Annotated in this window: 16 protein-coding genes; 5 read left to right on the forward strand and 11 right to left on the reverse strand. The window is 38.7% G+C overall.

Features of this window, described 5'->3' with window-relative positions; translation table 11 throughout:
- Positions 1–241: 241 nt before the first annotated feature.
- The 4 genes from IMO47_RS00450 to IMO47_RS00465 are packed head-to-tail and all read right to left on the reverse strand — an operon-like array spanning position 242 to position 4,004.
- Entirely contained in the window at positions 242–1,270 is a 1,029-nt protein-coding gene (locus tag IMO47_RS00450) for an alpha/beta hydrolase (protein ID WP_196074515.1), read from the reverse strand.
- A complete protein-coding gene (locus tag IMO47_RS00455) occupies positions 1,270–2,418 on the reverse strand; it encodes a YdcF family protein (protein WP_196074516.1) in 1,149 nt (382 codons plus the stop codon). The genes IMO47_RS00450 and IMO47_RS00455 overlap by 1 nt, the downstream gene beginning before the upstream one ends.
- A 14-nt stretch (positions 2,419–2,432) precedes the next feature.
- Positions 2,433–3,461 (reverse strand): UDP-N-acetylmuramate dehydrogenase, encoded by a 1,029-nt coding sequence (murB, locus tag IMO47_RS00460; RefSeq protein WP_196074517.1) that lies wholly within the window; start codon positions 3,459–3,461, stop codon positions 2,433–2,435.
- A 30-nt stretch (positions 3,462–3,491) separates the two neighbouring features.
- The gene (locus tag IMO47_RS00465; protein ID WP_196074518.1) at positions 3,492–4,004 is read right to left on the reverse strand and encodes a low molecular weight protein-tyrosine-phosphatase; all 513 of its coding nucleotides are present in this window, start codon (positions 4,002–4,004) and stop codon (positions 3,492–3,494) included.
- Positions 4,005–4,126: 122 nt separating this feature from the next.
- On the opposite strand from IMO47_RS00465, the gene IMO47_RS00470 reads away from it, so the two are divergent.
- The 3 genes from IMO47_RS00470 (at position 4,127) to IMO47_RS00480 (ending at position 7,805) form a co-directional block, all read left to right on the forward strand.
- Positions 4,127–5,281, forward strand: a complete 1,155-nt coding sequence (locus tag IMO47_RS00470) for an iron-containing alcohol dehydrogenase (RefSeq protein WP_196074519.1) — start codon at positions 4,127–4,129, stop codon at positions 5,279–5,281.
- A gap of 816 nt (positions 5,282–6,097) precedes the next feature.
- Positions 6,098–6,904, forward strand: coding sequence for an OmpW family outer membrane protein (locus tag IMO47_RS00475; protein WP_196077046.1), 807 nt, complete (start codon positions 6,098–6,100; stop codon positions 6,902–6,904).
- Positions 6,905–7,370: 466 nt separating this feature from the next.
- On the forward strand, positions 7,371–7,805 hold the full coding sequence (locus tag IMO47_RS00480; protein WP_196077045.1) for a thioesterase family protein: 435 nt from the start codon (positions 7,371–7,373) through the stop codon (positions 7,803–7,805).
- Between the two features lie 62 nt (positions 7,806–7,867).
- On the opposite strand, the gene IMO47_RS00485 is transcribed toward IMO47_RS00480, so the two are convergent.
- The 3 genes from IMO47_RS00485 to IMO47_RS00495 form a co-directional block, all read right to left on the reverse strand.
- Positions 7,868–8,587 carry an MgtC/SapB family protein gene (locus tag IMO47_RS00485; protein WP_005032074.1) on the reverse strand — a complete coding sequence of 240 codons (720 nt, stop codon included), beginning with the start codon at positions 8,585–8,587 and terminating at the stop codon, positions 7,868–7,870.
- Between the two features lie 966 nt (positions 8,588–9,553).
- On the reverse strand, positions 9,554–11,746 hold the full coding sequence (gene dnaX / locus IMO47_RS00490; protein WP_196076555.1) for a DNA polymerase III subunit gamma/tau: 2,193 nt from the start codon (positions 11,744–11,746) through the stop codon (positions 9,554–9,556).
- 231 nt (positions 11,747–11,977) lie between these two features.
- Positions 11,978–13,465, reverse strand: coding sequence for a SmvA family efflux MFS transporter (locus tag IMO47_RS00495; protein ID WP_196076554.1), 1,488 nt, complete (start codon positions 13,463–13,465; stop codon positions 11,978–11,980).
- A gap of 114 nt (positions 13,466–13,579) precedes the next feature.
- On the opposite strand from IMO47_RS00495, the gene IMO47_RS00500 reads away from it, so the two are divergent.
- On the forward strand, positions 13,580–14,167 hold the full coding sequence (locus tag IMO47_RS00500; protein ID WP_196076553.1) for a TetR family transcriptional regulator: 588 nt from the start codon (positions 13,580–13,582) through the stop codon (positions 14,165–14,167).
- Positions 14,168–14,178: 11 nt separating this feature from the next.
- On the opposite strand, the gene IMO47_RS00505 is transcribed toward IMO47_RS00500, so the two are convergent.
- The 3 genes from IMO47_RS00505 to IMO47_RS00515 form a co-directional block, all read right to left on the reverse strand.
- Positions 14,179–15,441, reverse strand: a complete 1,263-nt coding sequence (locus tag IMO47_RS00505) for a serine hydrolase domain-containing protein (RefSeq protein ID WP_196076552.1) — start codon at positions 15,439–15,441, stop codon at positions 14,179–14,181.
- Positions 15,442–15,515: 74 nt separating this feature from the next.
- Positions 15,516–16,370: a MaoC/PaaZ C-terminal domain-containing protein gene (locus IMO47_RS00510; protein WP_196076551.1), complete on the reverse strand. Its 855-nt coding sequence runs from the start codon at positions 16,368–16,370 to the stop codon at positions 15,516–15,518.
- Positions 16,371–16,552: 182 nt separating this feature from the next.
- Entirely contained in the window at positions 16,553–17,944 is a 1,392-nt protein-coding gene (locus IMO47_RS00515; RefSeq protein WP_196076550.1) for a 3-oxoacyl-ACP reductase, read from the reverse strand.
- Positions 17,945–18,169: 225 nt separating this feature from the next.
- Between IMO47_RS00515 and IMO47_RS00520 the strand changes: the two genes are divergently transcribed.
- On the forward strand, positions 18,170–19,708 hold the full coding sequence (locus tag IMO47_RS00520; protein WP_196076549.1) for an acetyl-CoA C-acetyltransferase: 1,539 nt from the start codon (positions 18,170–18,172) through the stop codon (positions 19,706–19,708).
- A gap of 148 nt (positions 19,709–19,856) precedes the next feature.
- On the opposite strand, the gene IMO47_RS00525 is transcribed toward IMO47_RS00520, so the two are convergent.
- On the reverse strand, positions 19,857–20,975 hold the full coding sequence (locus IMO47_RS00525; protein ID WP_196076548.1) for an OmpW family protein: 1,119 nt from the start codon (positions 20,973–20,975) through the stop codon (positions 19,857–19,859).
- Positions 20,976–21,074: the final 99 nt, after the last annotated feature.

The following is a 21,074-nucleotide window of genomic DNA, read 5'->3' on the forward strand; positions in this document are numbered from 1 at the left end:
AACAACTTAACCCTCTAAGCTAAGTTCGTTTGCTGTATCGCGTCGGGATGCTGCGTATTCTATATATTTTCTCTAGACACGCAACCCCTATTTTAAAAAACATCAATCATATGCTTAATTTTTAAACAAATTGTATAAAAAACTGTATTTTTCACTCATTTTTTCAACAATTCTTATAAGCCATGTCCTTTTAAAAGCATAAAAAAGAGCGATTCAAGCGATATTATTTATTAGCGACTTATTAAAAATAGTCACCCGAAGAATGCGCATGCAAAAAAGCCGGGATTAAACCCGTTAATGCCGCCCGAATATCAGCACGTTCATTAATGAGTTGATGGGATCCTTCTTCAAGAATTAATAACGTTTGCAGTCTGAACTGGCGGCGCACAAAATCAATATTATATTTCCAATCTACGGTTTGATCTTGAGCCCCTTGCGCCAACCATACAGGTATACGGCATTTTGGAAATTCTTCCATTTCCTGCATCCACTTCGACATTGCTAGAATCCAGTCCATTCCCATCATACGGGGTTGTAAAGGATCTTTTAGTCGTACAAATCTTAAAAACTCCGGATTATGGTTGTTACGTTTAAAATGACGCGGAACTTCTCTTTTAATTCTACGAATAATGCCTAAACCAATAGAATTGTGCCACCACGCTGTTTTAGCCGGTCGAACCAAAGGTGATAAGAGTAAAACTCGGTCGACGATTGGATTTTCTCGTTTTTGTGCATATTCAAGTAAATGATGCATCCAAATTGCACCACCTGTACTCTGACCAACGCCTAACCAGGGTTTAGGAAGATGCTGTGAGTTTTTAACATATTGGTAAACGGCATGCAGCACGTGCTGATAGTGGTCAAAATTTTTAATATTGGCTGGTGAACCGTTACTTAAACCATGACCTGGCAAGTCGTAAGTAATTACACTGAAGCCTTGTTCAAGGATTTCTTTGACAATCGGTTGATAGATACCACTATGTTCTAAATAACCATGTAATAAACAGACTGTTCCTTTTACTTTTTCAATTTTTGGCTTAAATACCTGAACATGCAACTTAAACAAGGGCATATCAATAAAGCCTTGCCATTGGACACAATCCAATTGATCAAAACCATAAAGTCGCTGATAAGCCTTGATTTCTTGGTTAGGCACATATTCACGGTTTAAATTTAAAGCTTCTAATAATTGTGGTGTGGTATCCCGACTTGGTACTGGCAAATCAAGTTGTTTTAAAATTGTAGGATTTAAAAATGGGATATCCGCCATTAAGGCACCTCTCTACAGCCACTCGAACCAAACAACATATCTCGAATTGTTGCTAAAGTTTCGTAGTTAGCTCTGCGGCTATGATCATAATTTTGTTTGCTTGGTTGCCATTGTGTCAATTGAGTAGGCATTGGCGCATCCACTGGAATTGTTTCAATACCATTCAGTGCAAATAAACGACGTGTTCTAGGCATGTGATAACGGTCTGTAATCAGCATGACGGTAGGTGCTCCGCCCTTTTTTTGTAATAGTAAGGAGCTAAAACGTGTATTTTCACAGGTATTCATACTGCGATTTTCCAATAATTTTGCCTGCACTCCACGCTCAGACAACCACTTTTGCATATAAGGTGCTTCAACACCACTCAATACAATCGGCAGTTTCATTTTTTTCTCGAGTGCAATGGTCGTTTCCAACCTTAATTTAGTGTAATCATTGACAATAATATCTTTCTGATTTTTATCTAAAGTCAACCCCCCACCCAAAACGACAATGGCATAAGGTTGGCTGATTGGTTTTGGAACCTCGCTACTCTTATTCGGCAGACTTTCTAAATCCTGCTGCACTTGTGAACTTGATAATTCAACCGATGAAGCAGAGGAATTTTCATGTAAAATCTTATCATCAACTTTATACTTTTTCAGGAAAGTTAAATACTCATCCATTAGTGCTTTATTGTCTTCACTATTTAAATCCAATAAATTTTTAACAACATCATTCGGCGGTTCTTCTACCGTTGCAGAAGCAGCATGTTCAGACACCAATGGAATCACTGGCTTGATCTGCTCTTCATCATCTTCTTTTTGCTCTTTGGCAATTTTTTCCTGTAAAGCTCGATAACGCAATTGAAGTGCAAGCAAATCCTTGGCATCGTTACTTTTTAACTGCTCTTCCATCAGCTTCAGATAAGCTTGTCGAGCAATCCACAAATCCGAACCTGGTTCCAGGTTTTCTGTTTCAGATAATGCCGCATTTTGTTGACTTTTTGCTGCGACCTGATTGACTTCCACAGGTACAAAAGTATTCAGAATCTTCACCATTAGATTCGAATAGAATGGCGTATACCAAAATACAATCAGACAGCCAAAAAGTACAAATAGTATTGCAACCATCCGTAAAAATCTGACTATCCAATGTTGTTTAACCATATATAGACTCAATGTTAATGGTTCTGAATTAATCCCATTTCGTTAAAAAGCACAGGTTCAGGCTCCAAATGTACTGCAAACTTATCGAACACATCCTTCTGAACAGCTCGATAAGTCGCTTGAACATCTGTCAGTGTCGCATCTGCATAATTGACCAGAACTAAAGCTTGTTTATGGAACATACCCACTTGATTAAGTTGCCTACCTTTCCATCCGGCTTGATCAATCAGCCAACCAGCTGCAATTTTAACGCGATCCTCTGTTTGAGGATAATGTGGAATATTAGGGAATTTTGCAATTAATTGTGAAAATACATCTTGCCCAATAATCGGATTTTTAAAGAAACTTCCAACATTTGGATATTCCTTGGGATCAGGAAGTTTACTTTGTCGGATTTGTATCACCTGTTTTTGTAAATTTTCAGCACTCAAATCATCCGCCATTGCTGCTTTCAGATCTCCATAGCTGATTTTTAAATCAGTCTGTTTCAGTAATCTAAAAACCACATGAGTAATTACATAGCGACTTGGATCATCTTTGAAAATACTGTGACGATAAGAAAATTGGCAATCCAGAGCACTAATCGAGCGTATTTGATCTAATTTACGATCATATACTTCAACTGATTCAATAAACTCACCTGCTTCTACACCATAAGCTCCTATATTTTGTACAGGAGAAGCCCCCACCAAACCTGGAATCAATGCAAGGTTTTGCAGACCATACAAGTGCTGTGCAGTTGTCCACAATACAAAGTCATGCCAAACTTGTCCTGCACCTACTTTAATTGTTTTGCTATGCGCGTCCTCACCGATAAACTCAATTCCTTGTATATCGATCGCAATAACCAAAGCGTGAATATGTTCAGGAAGAATCATATTGCTTCCACCTGAAAGAAGAAGCACGTTTAAATTATTTTGTTTGGAAAATTGCAGCGCACTTTTAAGATCAGCAACTGATTGCACTTTTACAAAATGTGATGCAACTGAATCTAAACGGAGTGTATTAAATGGTTTAAGTTGAACCTGAGATTCAATATTCATAACTTAAATTTTATTCCTAATGTATATCAATTACTTATACTGAATTTTCTGCTGAAAAACCTGCACCCAGGCTAAACTACTTGACTCACATTGATCAAGAACACGCTCAAATCCATCTGCTTCACCATAATAAGGGTCAGGAATGTCTTGTTTAGGGAAATCAGCATCATGTTCACTCATCAGTGCAATGTGCGCTTTAACAGACTGTACACCAAATTGTTGAATCGCTCGTTGAAGTAATGACTTTATATCCGCTAAATTTTCATGATCCATTGCAAGAATCAAATCAAAATCTAAAAAATCTTGTATTTTTAACTGTCTAGCACGCAAATCTGAAAGATCATAGCCCCTTTTTATTGCATGTTTTTGACTGCGGTGATCGGGTGATTTATTCGGATGATAATTGCTCGTTCCAGCCGAATCAACAATCACGTTCAATTGTTGTTCATCACAATAATGTCGCAAGACAACTTCTGCTGTAGGTGAACGACAAATATTTCCTAAGCACACACATAAAATCTTGTATGGCATTTTGGATAACATAAACCGCCTCAAATGATCATTTCTTTTATAACTGCTTATGTTAAGTTATTTAGCAAGTGAATCCTATAGAACCTTAAAACAATAATGTTAATTTTGTGATGACAGATTAAGGATAATACACAATGCAGCATTTCCAATTTCAAACTGTGGCAAACATCATTTCTGGACTAGGTTCAATCCAAGAATTAAATCTGGTATTGGCCCAAAAATACAAAAAAGCCTTATTGGTAACGGATGCCGGGATGATCCAACATGCGCTGCATTTACCTGTACTGAAAATTCTAGAAGATGCTCATTTAGCTTATGAGATTTACTCCGACGTACAAGCTGATCCTGCTGAGCACATTGTCTTATCCGCAGTAGAGTTTGCTAAAAAAAATCAAGTAGATGTTGTTATTGGCTTTGGGGGTGGCAGCTCAATGGATGTGGCCAAACTGATTGCAGTCCTGGCTCATACTCAACAAACTCAAAGCATTCAAGATATCTACGGTGTCAACAATGTTCATGGCCCCAGACTTCCGCTCATTCTGATTCCCACCACTGCAGGTACCGGTTCTGAAGTTACGCCCATTTCTATTGTCACGACTGGTGAAACGACAAAAACAGGAATTGTCTCACCCATCTTATATGCTGATGTCGCCATTCTTGACGCCACATTTACCACAGGTCTACCGCCACAGATCACAGCTGCAACTGGTATCGATGCAATGGTACATGCCATTGAAGCCTATACTTCTAAAATAAAGAAAAACTTTTATGCTGACATGTTGGCAAAGCAAGCACTTAAACTTCTCAATAAGAACTTAAAACTTGTCTTGGCAGATGGGATGAACATGGAAGCTCGTCAAAATATGCTTTTAGGTTCAATGCTTGCTGGTCAAGCATTCGCCAATGCACCTGTTGGTGCCGTTCATGCCCTTGCATATCCATTGGGTGGGCATTTTCACCTGTCCCATGGGCACACCAATGCTCTGGTTTTATTAGAAGTCTTAAAATTTAATGCCTCTGAAGCCAAAGCTCATTATGCAGAACTCATGCAATGGTTAGATCCCTACAGTAAAGGCAGTACTGAAGGTCTCTGTGATTTATTTATCGATCACATGCAAAATCATCTCAACAATAGTCGCTTGACACTAAAACTCAGAGATTTAAATGTACAACCTCAACAGCTTGAAGTGCTTGCACAAGATGCAATGCTTCAAACACGTCTATTACAAAACAATCCTAAAGTTTTAAACTACGCAGATGCACTCAACATTTATCAGGCAATTTATTAGAGCCTGCTGATTATTAAAGTCTGCTGACATTTTAAACATGCATTGTGCTATCAGTTAAAATGACATAAACAGGCATGAAATGCTGACTTCCTCCCCCTGATACTGTTTTATAAAACAGTTTCCAGAGTTTTTAATCCTAAGCTTGTGGTGAATGAACATTTTTCACTACTGCTTTCGATTTTGCTGACTTAGCATGACTGAATTTTACTAAATCTGCTTAATTGCATCTAAAAGATCTCTACTGTTACAAACACCTGTAAACACTCAACAGACACAAAACATAGGACCAGAATAGTTGTGCTTTTGCTCTAGGATGGGCTTTGAATATTGTAAAGCTATTCAAAATAGCTTTTTTGGAAAAACATCTCATATAGGTCTGGTGTCCTCGCTGTGGCATATATTTTGAGAGAAGCTTTGATCAATTTGTGTAGGTGTTCTGCTAGATTTTTTAGGTAAAATCAGCAAAAAAATTCTTTTGGTGGTGCTGAATATCCTAATTTCTCAAGCACACGAAATTGTCAGTTTCTGCAAGTACAGCAATATAATAAAAACATCAAATTATCAAAATGCGCAAAAATCAACCAATAAAATTTAAAATTATTCTATTTTTTAATCAAACAGATTATTTAAGTTTTTTAAAAAATATCTATTTATAGCTTTAATTATCATACTATTATTTTAATTACTTATTATTTCTATGACTGACTGGTTGATAATTTACCGTATTTTACGTTTAATTTCTAAAATAATTACTCTAGAATCGCCGACGATCTTAATCGGGAAATTAAGATAACAGACAGTATTGGAAATGATTCTATGAAAAAACTTACATTGGCGATTTTACCATTCGCAGCATTTGGCTTAAACACTGTTACACATGCAGCGACTTCAGACGGTAAAACTTTTGCTGTTTCTACAGGTTGGTTACATGTAATGCCACAAAGTAAGGGACAAGGTGTCAATGGGAAAACTGGTAATTCACCTTACTTGGGGCCTTTGGCCAATTTACAGGCAGCTAATCCTGATGCTGGTTTTGAAGTACAAAATGCTGATACTGTAGGTTTAATGCTGGATTATTTCGTCAATGATAATGTTTCATTAGAATTAACTTTGGGTGCACCGCCTGAAATGGAACTTGCAGGCAAAGGCAGCATTAAAGTTCACGGAATCAACGTTATTGATCTCGACAAATATGACAAAGCGGCAACAACAGATGCGTATACACCGACCATCTCTGGTCGTTACCACTTTGGCTCAATCAACAATAAAATCCGTCCATACATCGGTGCCGGTTTAATGTATGCACATTTCTCGAATGTTGAAACTGATCCAGCAATTAACCAAGCACTCAAAGCCAACCCTTATCTTGCTGCGTTTAAGCCAGAACTAGGTAAAGTAAAAGTTGATGATGCTTTTGCACCAGTTGCTATTCTCGGCGCTGATTTCAATATCAATAAAAACTGGTATGCAACAGCTTCGGTGTCTTATGCTCACCTTACAACTAAAGCTAAACTCAATGTGAATGGCACCACACCAGCTGGTACAACAACCTTGATCTCAGGTCAAAGCAGTATCGAAATTAAACCGATTGTGACTTATTTAGGTCTAGGTTACCGTTTCTAATCAATAGAATCTGATTTCGATCAGATTCTATTTTCTAAAGCTCATGAAGTCTGACTTGATGGGCTTTTTTATTTTAAATCATCAGTTATTCATATAATCAGTCTATTGAAAAACGCATACGGAAAATATCATTTCTGTTGATCTATAAAATTAATGTGATAAGTATGTTGTTTGATGACATAAAGCTCTCACCGCCACGCTTCACATCTAAAGGTTAAATCGATTTGCAGAGTCGATGACCCGCGGTATCTAACCAATTTTTTAAACAAAACTTTGACCTCATTAAACCATTAGACAAAAACTTAAAATTGTAGATAAAACACGCTTTTTACGGATAACATCGTCATATCTATTCAATTCTCTAGAAGGATGCGATCAGAAACTGACTCAATTGAATATACATAGATTATCATTCACACTGGTATTGTTTTGATACACATGTCCGTTTAACGCAGAGTAAAGTAAAATGAAACCACAAATAAAATTACGTAATCAATATGCCTTTATTTTCCCGATTCAAACGCGTTGGGCGGACAATGATATTTATGGTCATGTGAATAATGTAACCTACTATAGTTATTTCGATACTGCAGCCAATGCCCTGTTAATTCAAAAAGCAGGCTTTGATATCCATCACTCATCGATTATTGGCTTAGTCGTAAATTCTTCTTGTGATTTTTTTCAAGAACTCACTTATCCTGAAATTATTGAGGTCGGTGTTGCCATTTCAAAAATAGGAAACGCATCGCTGACTTATGATTTGGCAATTTTTAAACAAGGACATGACCAAGCTTCAGCACAGGGGCAATTTGTCCATGTATTTGTCTCTCGTAACACCAAAAAAAGCACCCCGGTCCCTCAAGATATGCGAGATGCTTTAGAGATTTATCTAAGTGAATAGTTAATTTCAAAATCAATGATTTAAAATTAAGCGCAAATAAATTAAATTTACCGCATAAGCATTTAAGCCAAAGTATTTTGATCCCAAAAAGCCTGACTGACTTCAGGCATTTGATTCAACATTTCAATAATCGGCTGAATTTCTTTTTCTTCAACTGAGTTTGCAATCAAAATTGCCTTAATCTCTACATCTTGCTCTCCAAAAGGCTCAACATCAAAATCTTTCGCTGGAAAATGATAATGCTTCAAAGCTTTACTCAACTCATCCATGACATATTTACTATGTTCTTTTTGGCACACCACATAAATTTCATGTTGCATTTCTGACTCAACATTTAAAGGCTTGCGATCAATAATATGTCCGATCGGACGTAACAAGGTATTTGCAGCCAAAATGAATAGTGTCGCCAACAATGCCTCGACAATACGATCACAACCTGCTGCCGCACCAACAGCAGCAGAACACCACAGTGTTGCAGCAGTATTTAACCCTTGTATATTACCCTCTTGACGCATGATCACACCTGCACCTAAAAAGCCGATCCCAGAAACAACATAGGCAATCACTCGAACAGAACCATCTGCACCGGTTAAGTTATTGGCAATATCAACAAAAATAGCTGCACCTACAGCCACCAATACATTTGTCCTTAAACCTGCTGTACGTTGTCGATACTGACGTTCAAATCCAATCAGCCCCCCTAAAATAAAGGCAGAAAAAAGACTGATCAATGTGTCAAGCATGTTTGTTAATTCTAAATGTTGCATAAATTGGAGTTGCATCTATACGCTCCACAGTTATTTTAATTTATGGTCTATATCATTGATATCTCATGAATAACAGAATAAAAGCCCTTTACTTTTTTATCACATGCAAATGACGAAAAGATTGCAAGATGTTTAAAGCACGATACTTTAACGATGTTGATTATCAAAAGTAGTTCGGTACAGATAGCCTTATATTTGAACCCAAGCCGCATTGTTGACATGAAGTACGGGATAATAAAACAGGAGATATAAAAACAGACCTTGAACAGGTGTTTTAATTAAGGAAAATGTAGTTTAAAAATAGAAATGCTATCTCATTGCAAGACAACATTATTGGGAAAATGCCTTGCTTAATCTTCTAGAATCACTATAGATAAACTACAGCACCTCGACGAACTATTTGGCATTTTTAGGCACCCCTTTCGTAAAATTGGCGTGATTATAACCACAAACTGACCGAATAAAAACTGCTTTATTTTTAATTCATATTTATTTTATAAGATCATCCCAAACTGATCAGAATTTTGATGTCACGATAATACAATTGAATAAAACCTAGGTTGACAGCGCACGATGATTCAAACAGGTGATTGCATTTCACTCCTTAATATCCAGTCTACTTTATGATTTTATATAAATTGTTAGAAAATTTGGGGCTGCATTTATTTTGGACTTTTAAACCATTGCATGCTTTTCTATAGTGAATCTTCACCTTCAAAATGTATTTAAAACATGAGAGCTAAAAACACTGTAATCAAAACTTTATGTGAGCAATCAGAAGCTTGATTTTATTGATGATATTGATTAAGAAAAATTATATTTTAAGGTATGCGTTTTCAACAGATTGGATATATGGTTAATTGATCTTCTGAAAAAACCAGTCATTGACGAAAAAACATGCACTGGCAAGCTAAAGTTGCCAGCGCATCTCATTCATTTAGACTAAATTGAATGAACAGTAAAAACTACCACAAAATGTATTCAATTTTTGAGCTGAATATTTTCAATCTGTCCATCAAATGCATCAATCAAGCTTTTTACCACAGGCTCTTGTTTAAGCATTTCAGCAGCACGATCAAAAGCACGTACTTTACGTTCTTTTTGCATCATATATGGTGTAATCGACTCGACCTCACCATATTGAACCGTAAATATCGTTTGTGACCACTGCTGCTTTAAAGCAGCTTCAAGATCATGTTGTGCCTGATTCAATAATTTTTCATATTTTGATGAAGTTTGAAAAACGGACTGACCATTAATCACACCCATCATCAAACCATGTTGTGCCAGTTCTTGAACGGCTGGAGAAAGCGAACTGTTTCTAAACCAATATTCCCATTTATCAACAGTCCACTCTCCTTCTAGAACCTGAGATTGTAGCGTTAATATTTGTTGCGGTGTTTGAACATCCTTGGAGGATAATGATTGAATTTCAGGCTTGACCGTCTGAACTTGTTTTTCCCCACTTGGCTGTTGTTCTTTTATAGATTCAATATTTTCAATATCAAGTTGTTGATCGTGCTCTTCAGGGGTTAAAAAGAACACCTCCTGATTTGCGATCGGCACTGAAGAGTTTGCATTGGTACTTTGCGAATGAAGCTCCGCACCAAAGAGGGTTAAATCTGGTGCAGCATCCACAGACCTGTCATTTTGAACATCATGATTTGGCTGTAAGGCAACAGATTGAGAAGTTTCTGGAATGGTCGTCTGTATTGGTGCACCGCTCTCTGTGTTGTCAGCGTCTTCAATAAATGGCTCATCGAAAGCATCATCGCTGTTCGGCTCTCGATCTTCAATAGGATGCTGTGACAACTCATCTTCAACCGCATCAAAAGCAGGATCAGATTCTAATGGCTGCAACTGTTGCAAGGCAAGATCACGCGCAATAACTCCATTTTCTGTATCAAGCTCACTGCCGATCTTTGCCTCATTATCGCTCGTCACCTCAACCTGAGTATTGTCTTGACTTTGTGCAAATGGGTTCACAGACTGATGAAGGTCGATATTTAAAGATTCATCTTGACTTTCAGTTGGAAGCACTTGTTGTTCAACATGCTGTTGAGTGTGAGAAACAACCACTTCATTCACCCGCATCGGCCTAAAAGCAAGTAAACGCAATACAGTCATTTCAAAGCCCTGCTCTTGCGTCACGGCAAGTTGCAACTCAGCCCGACCTTTACATGCAATTTGATAATAGAGCTGTAAATCCTGAGCAGAGACAATTTTTGATAACTGTATAATTTTTTTATTAATTTCTGCACTATATTTTAGACTGAGCTCTGGCAAATATTGCAACATTGCCAATTCATGTAATGTTGAAATAAACTGATCCAAAACCAATGAAACATCTAAAGCCTGCTGTCTGAACTGTAATAACAACTGGCTGACGCATTCCCGCTGATTTTGATGTATCGCCAAAATCAAATCGTAAATAATCGTTCGATCAATCAAGCCCAACATTTCTTTAACATCTTGGTGATGAATTGCACCTTGACCATAAGCTATTGCTTGATCAGTTAAAGACAAGGCATCACGTAACGAACCTTGTGCAGATTCCGCAATCTGCCAAATGGCATCTTGCTCTGCTGATATTTCCTCTTTATCTAAAATACTGCTGAGATGATGGGTAATTTCATCTACAGCCAAAGGACGTAATGTAAATTGCAAGCAACGCGAGATCACTGTAATAGGAAGTTTTTGTGGATCAGTTGTCGCAAATAAAAATTTTACATGTTCTGGAGGTTCTTCCAATGTTTTTAACAAAGCATTGAATGAGTGCGTAGAAAGCATATGCACTTCATCAATCAGATAAACTTTAAAACGACCTTGCGTAGGTGCATAAGGCACATTATCAAGCAGCTCACGGGTATCTTCAACTTTGGTTCGCGATGCTGCATCGATTTCGATGAGGTCGATAAAACGCCCTTCATTGACAGCTTTACATGTTGCACAAACTTCACAGGGTGTCGAAGTTACGCCAGTTTCACAGTTTAAACATTTTGCTAAAATTCGCGCAATTGTGGTTTTTCCAACACCACGTGTTCCTGTAAATAAGTAAGCATGATGTAAACGTCCACGTTCCAAAGCACTGGTCAGCGCACGAGAAACGTGGTTCTGTCCGACCAATTCATTAAAGTTGCGTGGGCGATATTTACGTGCAAGTACCTGATACATGGAAGCTCCTAGTTACAGAGCTAAGGATACTGTTTTTTTGACAATTAGTGAATGAAGAACTGTAGAGTTATTTTTTATTAGAGATAATTCGATCAATTTCTTCAAATTTGACGATTTTAATGACATCTCTTGAACGTTGCTGTAAGCGAATCATTTATCAAACTAAAAAATAGAGCTTACTACAATCTATTGAGTAAGCGCTAGACTGAAATACTGGTCACAATCAAAATACTATTTCACTAATAGTTGCTTATCGGGTAATGCCCGCCAAACAAATACCGATAAAATTAAAAACATTGCACCAGAAATACTCAGTACTTTGCTGTGCGAATGGATAAATGCTTCTGAGGCAGCCAGTTTTACTTGTTGCATCAATGTAGGGTCGGCATGTTGGATCACAGATAAAGCCTCACCGATTGATGAACTTACTTGAGTCACCATATCGACTGGAAGTGTTGAAGGTATCACAATAGATTGCGCATAGAATAGTGATAACAGCAGTCCAAAAATAGCAATACCTAAACCGGCACCCAGTTCATACGCCATTCCCTCAATTGCACCCGCAGCAGTTGCTTTTTCAGGAGGTACTGCTGACATAATGGCGGCTGTAGATGACAATAAAGCAATTTCAACGCTGATTCCCATCAGCACCATCCATACCCATGCCTGAATATTTTGCCCATTGAAATCAGTCATTGCCAAACCAAAGAAACAGACCGCACACATCATCATTCCAACAGTCGCTACAGGTCGCAAGCCATAGTGATTCATTAAGATACTGGTAAAAGGTCCACCAATACTGATCGCTATCATAAAAGGCAAGATGAATAATCCAGCTTCAAGTGGCGTATAGCCATATACAAACTGCAATTCTTGAGAAAGCAACAGCTCAAATCCAACTAAGGCAATCATGGCAACCATGGCCATCACGATACTGGTTGAAATTACAGGGTTTTTAAACAGCGTAAAATCAATCATCGGCTGAGCAGTGCGAAGTTGATGGCGAACAAAACCTGTTAACAATCCCACGCCAACAACAAAAACCAATCCTATAGACAGGTTGAATGCATATATGGACGTCTTAATCGAATAGATCAACATCAATATGGCACCCACCAAAATGAATGCTTGTAGTAAGTTTAAAGGTTGCTTTGTTTGTACTGCTTGTTTGGGTACTAACCATAAGGTCAAAATAAGCACAAGAATAATAATCGGTACATTAATCAGGAAAACAGTGCCCCAACTAAAGTGCTCTAAAATAAATCCACCTAATAGTGGACCAAAAGCTGCCCCGCCGCCGCCAACTGTTCCCCAAATTCCCAATGCATAATTTCGTTGTTTCTCATCTAAAAAGGTATTCCGAACGCCTGCCAAAGTTGCAGGTAAAATCATCGCGGCGCCAACACCTAAGAATGCTCTGGCTGCAATCAACATATAGGCTGAATGTGCAAAAGCCGCCATTAAGGACGCCACACCAAAGATACTGGCACCAATCAACATGAGGCGTTTAAAACCGATCCGATCACCCAATGCACCCATAGGTAAAATCAAACCTGCCATGATCAGTGAGTAGATATCAATAACCCATAACATTTCATTGGCAGATAATGATAAGGCAGTGCTCAAAGTCGGAATAGCGACATGGAGTACTGTTGCATCAATTGAAACAGGTAAATAAATGAGTACGATGATTGCCAGAATCACCCATTTGCGGTACATAACACACCTAATTAAAGTTGGACACTTGTTCAAGATAGCTCATTATACGCACACTTGAACAACTGTCCAACTTTGTTTAATATCTGTTTTGTAAATTAAGTTAAAAGCCAAACTATGAACTATTTAAATCGAGCGCAACGTCGCAGCATGATTTTGGATGCAGCCAAACGTTTGGCACTACAAGACGGACTGAATGGTTTAACGGTGCGTCGAATTGCGAGTGAAGCCCAGGTCTCTACAGGTCAAGTGCATCATCATTTTGAATCCAGCTCACACTTAAAAGCAGAAGTATTCATTGTTTTAATGGATCAGCTCGATGAAGTTGAAAATCTGATTACTACAGAGAGTAGTGTCGAACGTTTATGCTTATTGCTGGGTGTTGAAAATATTGAACAAACCCAACCTTATTTACGTTTATGGAATGAAGCAGAAGTGCTCATAGATCAGGATCAAGAAATAAAAAAAGCCTATAATATTGCGATGGAAAAATGGCATCTTGCTTTGGTGACGACAATTGAATACGGGATAAGCCAACAAGAATTCAAGAAGTCTACTTTGAGTTCAAGCCAAGATATCGCATGGCGTCTTATTGCATTTGTCTGTGGATTAGAGGGTATTTATGAATTGGGTTTAAAAGGTTTGGACAATCATTCTTTTAAGCACCATGTTGAGTTGGTGCTTAAAATGGAATTATTTGAATAATATGGAATGAATTAAAACCATCCTTTACTGCCTTTTAAAAGCTTATCAGCACAGCGTAGGGTTTCTTGAGTCAATCCCCACAGACGATAATCCCCTGTGATTGAACCAATTGCAAAATTATGGGTATAGGCAAAACTGAGTTCGCGCTGCGGATCACACCATGCCCCAGAGCCATTATAGCCAATATGACCAAAACCCTGTTTTGCACGTTTACCCATACTAATCACACGATGATAGCCTAAACGCCATTTCATAGGAATTGGCATGACACGATCTCTTTTAATCGATTGAATCTTGCTTAATTCCTCAAAAACTTCAGCTCGGATAAATACCTTTCCATCCCATACACCTTTATTTGCCATCATGGCATAAACTTTGGCCAGACTATTTGCAGTAAATACACCATTGGCTGCTGGAATAATCGCTTGCAATCCCTGATCACTGAAAAAACTAAAATCGCGCATTCCCTTTGGTACCATCGCATCTAAAAAGTCTTGCGGATTCTGACCCGTTAATTCCACCAATTTATCTGAAAAAGAATGTTTACGTTGGTTGGATTTGTTTTTAGCCGATTTGCTTTCTACTTTTTGTTCAGGTATTGCTTTCTGAATCAAACGTGCAACACGATTTAGTTCTGTGTCCGGTACACCAAAGTACGCGCCATCAAGTTGCAGTGGATTCACCAGGTATTTTTGCATTAACGCAGTGAGCGACTGGTGAGTGGCTTTTTCCAATACCCCACCGACCAGCCAACCAAAAGTAAGTGCCTGATAAGCAATATCTGTCCCTATCGCAAAACGTGGGGTTGCCTGCTCGATGACTTTAAGCATATGCTGCCAATCAGCCATTTCTACGGCGCTATTGATAATATTTCGAATATCGTATAAACCACTTTGATGACTTAAAATATGACGTAAAGTCATATTTTGCTTTCCATTTTGACCAAACTCAGACCAATAATTCACAATAGGCGTATCGTAATCTAAATACCCCTCACTCACGAGAATATGCGCTAAAGTCGCAAGAATACCCTTTCCTGTAGAATAACAAACAGATAAAGTATGTTCATTCCATTGCTCTGTTTGAGATTTCTGACCTGTATAAATATCTATGACTTTCTCTTGTTGGAAATATACAGTTAAAGCAGCTCCACCCTTTTCACATCGACCATCCTGTAAACGGCTAAATTGAATTGCAAGATCTTCAAAACGCTGGTCTACATAACCTTGATAATTTTTGGTGTTTGCAAAAATAATATCCGTTAAGCTACTCATTTCCTATCCTATTTTTATTCATGGCTTTTTATTAAAAAGCCTAAATCATCGCGACTTAGGCTCTGTATTTTATCTTATAAAGCTTTTACTACACCAGACACATGTGGTTTTTGTGACTTCTGATTGCGAATCAGAAAATCAGTATCCTTGCCTGTTGTTGCTGTCAAGAATTCAACCGTTGAAGGTAAATACATCGGTAATTTAAAGACAACATCTGCCTCATAGGCATCAGGCAAATTCAGGCTCGCTAAAACTCTTGCTTTACTCCACATCCCGTGTGCAATCGCCTGTTTAAAACCAAAGGCTTTTGCAGTCAATGCATGAATATGAATCAGATTAAAATCACCTGATGTCATTGCGTAACGACGACCGGTATTTTCAGAAACCTCCCATACCGCTGCGACTTGGAAATCAGGCTCTTTTGACTCCTTAGCTTTTTCAGAAACCCCGCCTTGTGTTTTTTGACGTGCCAAATAAGTGGTTAAGCCTTGCATCACAATCTCATTACCGACTTTTGCAGTCGTTATAAAATCGAATTGCACTCCTTTATCATGCGGTTTTAATTCACCGAATTGACAAGATAAAGTCAATTGTTCATTCACCCCAATTTTACGTGTCTGTTTTACTTGGTTACGGATATGTACCAAGCCCAAAATTGCAAAAGGAAATGCTTCAGAAGTCATCATATGCATTTGCAAACTTTGTGATAGAACAGCCAAATAAATTGCTGGAATATAACCATTGTTCTTGAAACCACACACTTCATTATAAGCTTTTAAATGGTTCGGATCGATTTTGAATGAGTCCACCACGTATTCAACTTGCGGCAGTACCTTTTCACCTTTTGGCTTTTTAAAAACCAGACCTTGAATGACTTTTGGATAAGCTAAATATGGTTTTGGAAGTTGACTAAAATGGCGAGTATTCATACTAGACCTTTGCAAATTAATTCTTATTCAATATTAAAAAATCCAACATAAACGTTGGAAATCACGAATCATTCATTTAGAAAATGCAGTGTTTATATACAGAATTTAATGAGAGGCTGATTCGCATCAATCCATCATACCTCTCATTTCCTGCACATTAAAACAGGACATTGCCCTACGGATTATGCACCCAATAAGCTTTGACCACAAACACGTACGATATTTCCGTTCAAACCAGTAGAAGCTGAAGATGCAAATAGTGCAATAGTTTCAGCAACATCAACAGGTAAACCACCTTGGCTCATTGAGTTCATACGACGACCTGCTTCGCGGATTGCAAATGGAATCGCAGCTGTCATCTGAGTTTCAATAAAACCAGGTGCAACAGCATTAATGGTAATGCCATTTTTAAGTACAGGTGCTGTAAATTTAACCAAACCAATCACACCTGCTTTAGAAGCTGCATAGTTGGTTTGACCAAGGTTACCTGCAATACCCGATATTGAAGATACACAGATAATACGACCGTTGGCATTTAGGCCATCATTGGACAATAAATAATCGTTAATACGTTCAGCTGCGGAAAGATTGATATTAATGACAAGATCCCACATCTCTTGTTTCATATTTGCCAAAGTTTTATCTCGTGTAATACCGGCATTATGAACAAGAATATCTAAACCACCGTGCTGAGCTGCGGCTGCTTTGATTTTTTCACCTGCGTCTGCAGCTGTGATATCAATGGCTAAAGTCGAACCACCAATTTCACCGGCAACGCGGTCTAGATCTGCCTGTTGTGGCGGTACATCCAAACAAATCACATGCGCACCATCACGTGCCAATACATGTGCAATTGCTTCACCAATACCACGACTTGCGCCAGTGACCAGCGCTGTCTTGCCTGTAAGCGGTTTCGCCCAATCCACATCGACAAGATCACCTTTAGAAACACGAATCACTTGTCCAGAAACATAAGCTGAACGTGGAGAAATGGCAAAACGTAAAGCCGACTCCAAGTTTTGTGCAGCATCTGCATCAACCAGAATAAGATCAGCTGCGATGCCCTTTTTGAATTCCTTACCCACTGATTTAACAAAACCTTCTAATGCACGTTGTGCAATTGCTTGTTTAATTGTCGGTGCAGTTTCTGGCGTTAAACCAATCACAATCACACGACCAGAAGTGGCGATTTGACGGGCAACAGGATTAAAAAATTTGTGTAATTCTTGTAATTGCTCTGAGTTTTGAATACCAGATGCATCGAATACGACTGCTTTAAACTTAGACTCTTTGTCGCCTTCATTAAAAGCGCCTACGTTCAAGCCTGATTTTGCAGCAGCTTGCTGTAGCTCTGGATTATTCCCTGCATAAGTATTCGCATGGATATTACTTAAAACCTGAGCGATTTCACTCGTAAAATGTCCTTTTGGTGCTGCACCAAACAACACAGCTCCTTTTACCACAGGCGTCGCAGATTCAAAGCGCTCTAATTGTATTGGTGAAGGTAAGCCCAGATTCTTAATGACAAATTTACCAATTGGAGATTTTGCAAATGCTTGGTATTGGTCAGACATGTTTGTTATCTCTCATCTCAAATTAATTTTGTATAGATCATAAGTTATCTTTTAACTTCAGTGTAATATCCATGATCCATAAGTTTCTGTTAAATCATACTTGAGTTGCCAAAATGATGACTTGACCTGAAAGAATATGCAAATGTCATTTTAGTCAATTCGAGCCACCCGTGAATATGTTAATGTAAGCCTTAAGAATATTGCGAACATGCTTGGAAAAGCCTTATGAGCAAAACAACTCAAGACAATTCAAATGTTGAAAATCCTGCAACAGAATCTGTGTCAAATACATCAAAAGCTCGTACTCGTACCAGCAAGACTTCAAACACAGCTTCTGTCGCAGCAACTGCAGCAAGCACGACAAAAAAACCGACTCGTGCTGCAACTACAGCTTCGCGCGGTAAAAGCGCTGCATCAACGACAAAAAAAGCAACCACATCTTTATCTACCAAAACTCAAACTTCTGGTCAACAGGACAAAACTATGAGTCAAAACACTGTACGTCGTGTCGCAATCATCGGTGGTAACCGCATTCCTTTTGCACGTTCAAATGGTCCTTATTTCCGCGCTTCAAACATGGATATGCTGACAGCTGCCCTAAACGGCTTGGTTGAACGTTTCAACTTACAGGGTCAACGCTTAGGTGAGGTTGTCGCTGGTGCTGTTTTAAAGCATAGCCGTGATTTTAACATGACACGTGAATGTGTACTCAATACACAGCTCGCCCCTGAAACTCCAGCTTATGATATTCAGCAAGCATGCGGTACTGGCTTACAAGCTGCTTTTTTGGTTGCCAATAAAATTGCATTGGGTCAAATCGAAGTAGGCGTTGCCGGTGGTGTAGATACCACATCGGATGCACCAATCGCATTTGGAGACGGTCTACGTAAAGCATTGCTTGAGCTCAACATTGCTAAAACGGGTAAAGACCGCCTTAAAGCATTGGCAAAAATCAATGTTAAAGATTTGATGGACGCACCAAAAAATGGTGAACCACGTACAGGTTTATCTATGGGCGATCATCAGGCAATCACTGCTTTGGAATGGGGAATTCCTCGTGAAGCTCAGGATGAACTTGCAGCATCTTCACATCAAAAAATGGCGAAAGCCTATGAAGAAGGTTTCTTTGACGATCTCATCACGCCGTTTATGGGATTAGACAAAGACAATAACTTACGCCCAGACTCTTCAGTTGAAAAATTAGCCAAGCTCAAGCCTGTATTTGGTAAAGGCGATACGGCAACAATGACTGCGGGTAACTCTACCCCACTTACAGATGGTGCTTCTGTAGTACTTTTAGCTTCCGAAGAATGGGCAAAAGCCAATGGTCATGAAGTCCTTGCATATCTAACATTCAGCGAAACCGCGGCTGTTGATTTTGTTGGCAAGAAAGAAGGTTTGTTGATGGCGCCTGCGTATGCTGTTCCACGTATGCTGGATCGCGCTGGCATTAAACTTCAGGACTTCGATTACTATGAAATCCATGAAGCTTTTGCATCTCAGGTGCTTTCGACATTAAAAGCATGGGAAGATCCAAAATTCTGTAAAGAACGTTTAGGTTTAGATGCACCATTGGGTTCAATCGATCGCAGTAAACTCAATGTTAAAGGTTCTTCTTTAGCTGCTGGACATCCATTTGCTGCAACAGGTGGTCGTATTTTGGCGACTGCTGCGAAATTGATTAACCAAAAAGGCTCAGGTCGTGTATTGATTTCAATCTGTGCTGCCGGTGGTCAAGGTGTAACGGCGATTGTAGAAAAATAAGTTCTATTCGCCTTAAAATACAGTTAAATCCTGAAAAGCATCCGAAATGGATGCTTTTTAGTATTCATCGTTGCTCAGCCATAAAAAATGGTCAGCCGAAGCCAACCATTTAAAACCCTCACGACTCTTAGGGAAAGTCATGTCGATTTTAGAAACGATACCCAACCCCTAAATAGGTAATTAAGGGATCAATATCCACTTTGGTTTTTGAATGAATTAAACGATTGCCTGTATTGGCATCAACCACATCTATTTTCGCTTGATTATTCAATTTAGCATAGGACACAGAAGCAATGCCAAACCAATTACTGTCAATATCATAGGTCGCACCCAAGCTCACAATAGGCGCTATTGCATCTGTTGTTTTGACCCGAACATAAGGATTGGCACTGGATGGCTTACCATCCAAAGCTGCTCCCGCCTTTCCAACCATCACATTCTGAATCATATGTCCAGCTGCAATCAAATCACTGTTAATCTGATGATTTAATTTAATATCGGTAAAACGTGAGTACATCAATCCCACACCGATATATGGGCGTAGCTTATTTACTCCAGTTTGTCCAAATTGATACTGTGCTTCAAGCGCAGGAGTCCAAGCACGAACTGACGCAGCTTTAGATTTATTGCCTAAATTGGTAATTGGTATTGCCTGATTTAAATCAATACCATCGGGGAATAAGATTCCAACCAGCTCACTGGGTGAAGTTGCCAAACCCGTCATTGGTGCAAAGATTTCCCCTTTGCCTTTGATATCGACTTTCGGCGGAATTCCTCCAATCAACTGTAATGAGACATTGTCATTAATATAATAATTCAATGTTAATCCCAAGGTATCGACATCATCAGCTTCCAGCCCTGTGCCTGCTGACTGCCAATGCTCTAGACCATGAATATTTGCACTTCCAGCGACCTCTGGCAAAATATTCCCCTTACCATCGGTTAACAGCGTCTTCATAAAATCATCATTAAGAAATTCAGTTAAAACCTCTTTCTGATTAAATGGAATTCCGCCTACGTCTTTCCCGATTGCATTCGGATCAACTGAGTTTAAAAAACTTGTAGTTGAAATACTGCCCACGGTTGCATTGGTACCATTTTTAACACGGGTATCGATATTAAATGGATTGGCTTTGCCTTGAGGCATGACATGTAACCAACCCGCAGATACTGAAAAACGTTTGTATTCCTGTGCAGAGCTCAAACTGGCAATAGCGAATAATGAACTTGCAATAACTATTCTTTTTAAAGCTGATATTTTTTTCATTTTTTATCCTTAAAATTGAGATTACCCAACCTTGGTAGTCCGCTTAAAAAACATACATAAAAAACTATATTTATGGTCTAAATTCTGATCAATAGCATC

Origin of the sequence: Acinetobacter sp. Res13-Abat-PEC15-P4-01 (genome assembly GCF_015676285.1) — a bacterium.
GTDB classification, from domain to species: domain Bacteria; phylum Pseudomonadota; class Gammaproteobacteria; order Pseudomonadales; family Moraxellaceae; genus Acinetobacter; species Acinetobacter nematophilus.

Excerpts from the sequence above, each read along its gene's own strand:
- IMO47_RS00525 (WP_196076548.1), bottom strand. The coding sequence starts at position 20,975 with ATGAAAAAAATATCAGCTTTAAAAAGAATAGTTATTGCAAGTTCATTA.
- IMO47_RS00495 (WP_196076554.1), bottom strand. The coding sequence starts at position 13,465 with ATGTACCGCAAATGGGTGATTCTGGCAATCATCGTACTCATTTATTTA.
- IMO47_RS00450 (WP_196074515.1), bottom strand. The coding sequence starts at position 1,270 with ATGGCGGATATCCCATTTTTAAATCCTACAATTTTAAAACAACTTGAT.
- IMO47_RS00510 (WP_196076551.1), bottom strand. The coding sequence starts at position 16,370 with ATGAATACTCGCCATTTTAGTCAACTTCCAAAACCATATTTAGCTTAT.
- IMO47_RS00505 (WP_196076552.1), bottom strand. The coding sequence starts at position 15,441 with ATGAGTAGCTTAACGGATATTATTTTTGCAAACACCAAAAATTATCAA.
- IMO47_RS00455 (WP_196074516.1), bottom strand. The coding sequence starts at position 2,418 with ATGGTTAAACAACATTGGATAGTCAGATTTTTACGGATGGTTGCAATA.
- IMO47_RS00520 (WP_196076549.1), top strand. The coding sequence starts at position 18,170 with ATGAGCAAAACAACTCAAGACAATTCAAATGTTGAAAATCCTGCAACA.
- IMO47_RS00465 (WP_196074518.1), bottom strand. The coding sequence starts at position 4,004 with ATGTTATCCAAAATGCCATACAAGATTTTATGTGTGTGCTTAGGAAAT.
- IMO47_RS00475 (WP_196077046.1), top strand. The coding sequence starts at position 6,098 with ATGAAAAAACTTACATTGGCGATTTTACCATTCGCAGCATTTGGCTTA.
- IMO47_RS00515 (WP_196076550.1), bottom strand. The coding sequence starts at position 17,944 with ATGTCTGACCAATACCAAGCATTTGCAAAATCTCCAATTGGTAAATTT.
- IMO47_RS00500 (WP_196076553.1), top strand. The coding sequence starts at position 13,580 with ATGAACTATTTAAATCGAGCGCAACGTCGCAGCATGATTTTGGATGCA.
- IMO47_RS00480 (WP_196077045.1), top strand. The coding sequence starts at position 7,371 with ATGAAACCACAAATAAAATTACGTAATCAATATGCCTTTATTTTCCCG.
- IMO47_RS00470 (WP_196074519.1), top strand. The coding sequence starts at position 4,127 with ATGCAGCATTTCCAATTTCAAACTGTGGCAAACATCATTTCTGGACTA.
- murB (WP_196074517.1), bottom strand. The coding sequence starts at position 3,461 with ATGAATATTGAATCTCAGGTTCAACTTAAACCATTTAATACACTCCGT.
- IMO47_RS00485 (WP_005032074.1), bottom strand. The coding sequence starts at position 8,587 with ATGCAACTCCAATTTATGCAACATTTAGAATTAACAAACATGCTTGAC.
- dnaX (WP_196076555.1), bottom strand. The coding sequence starts at position 11,746 with ATGTATCAGGTACTTGCACGTAAATATCGCCCACGCAACTTTAATGAA.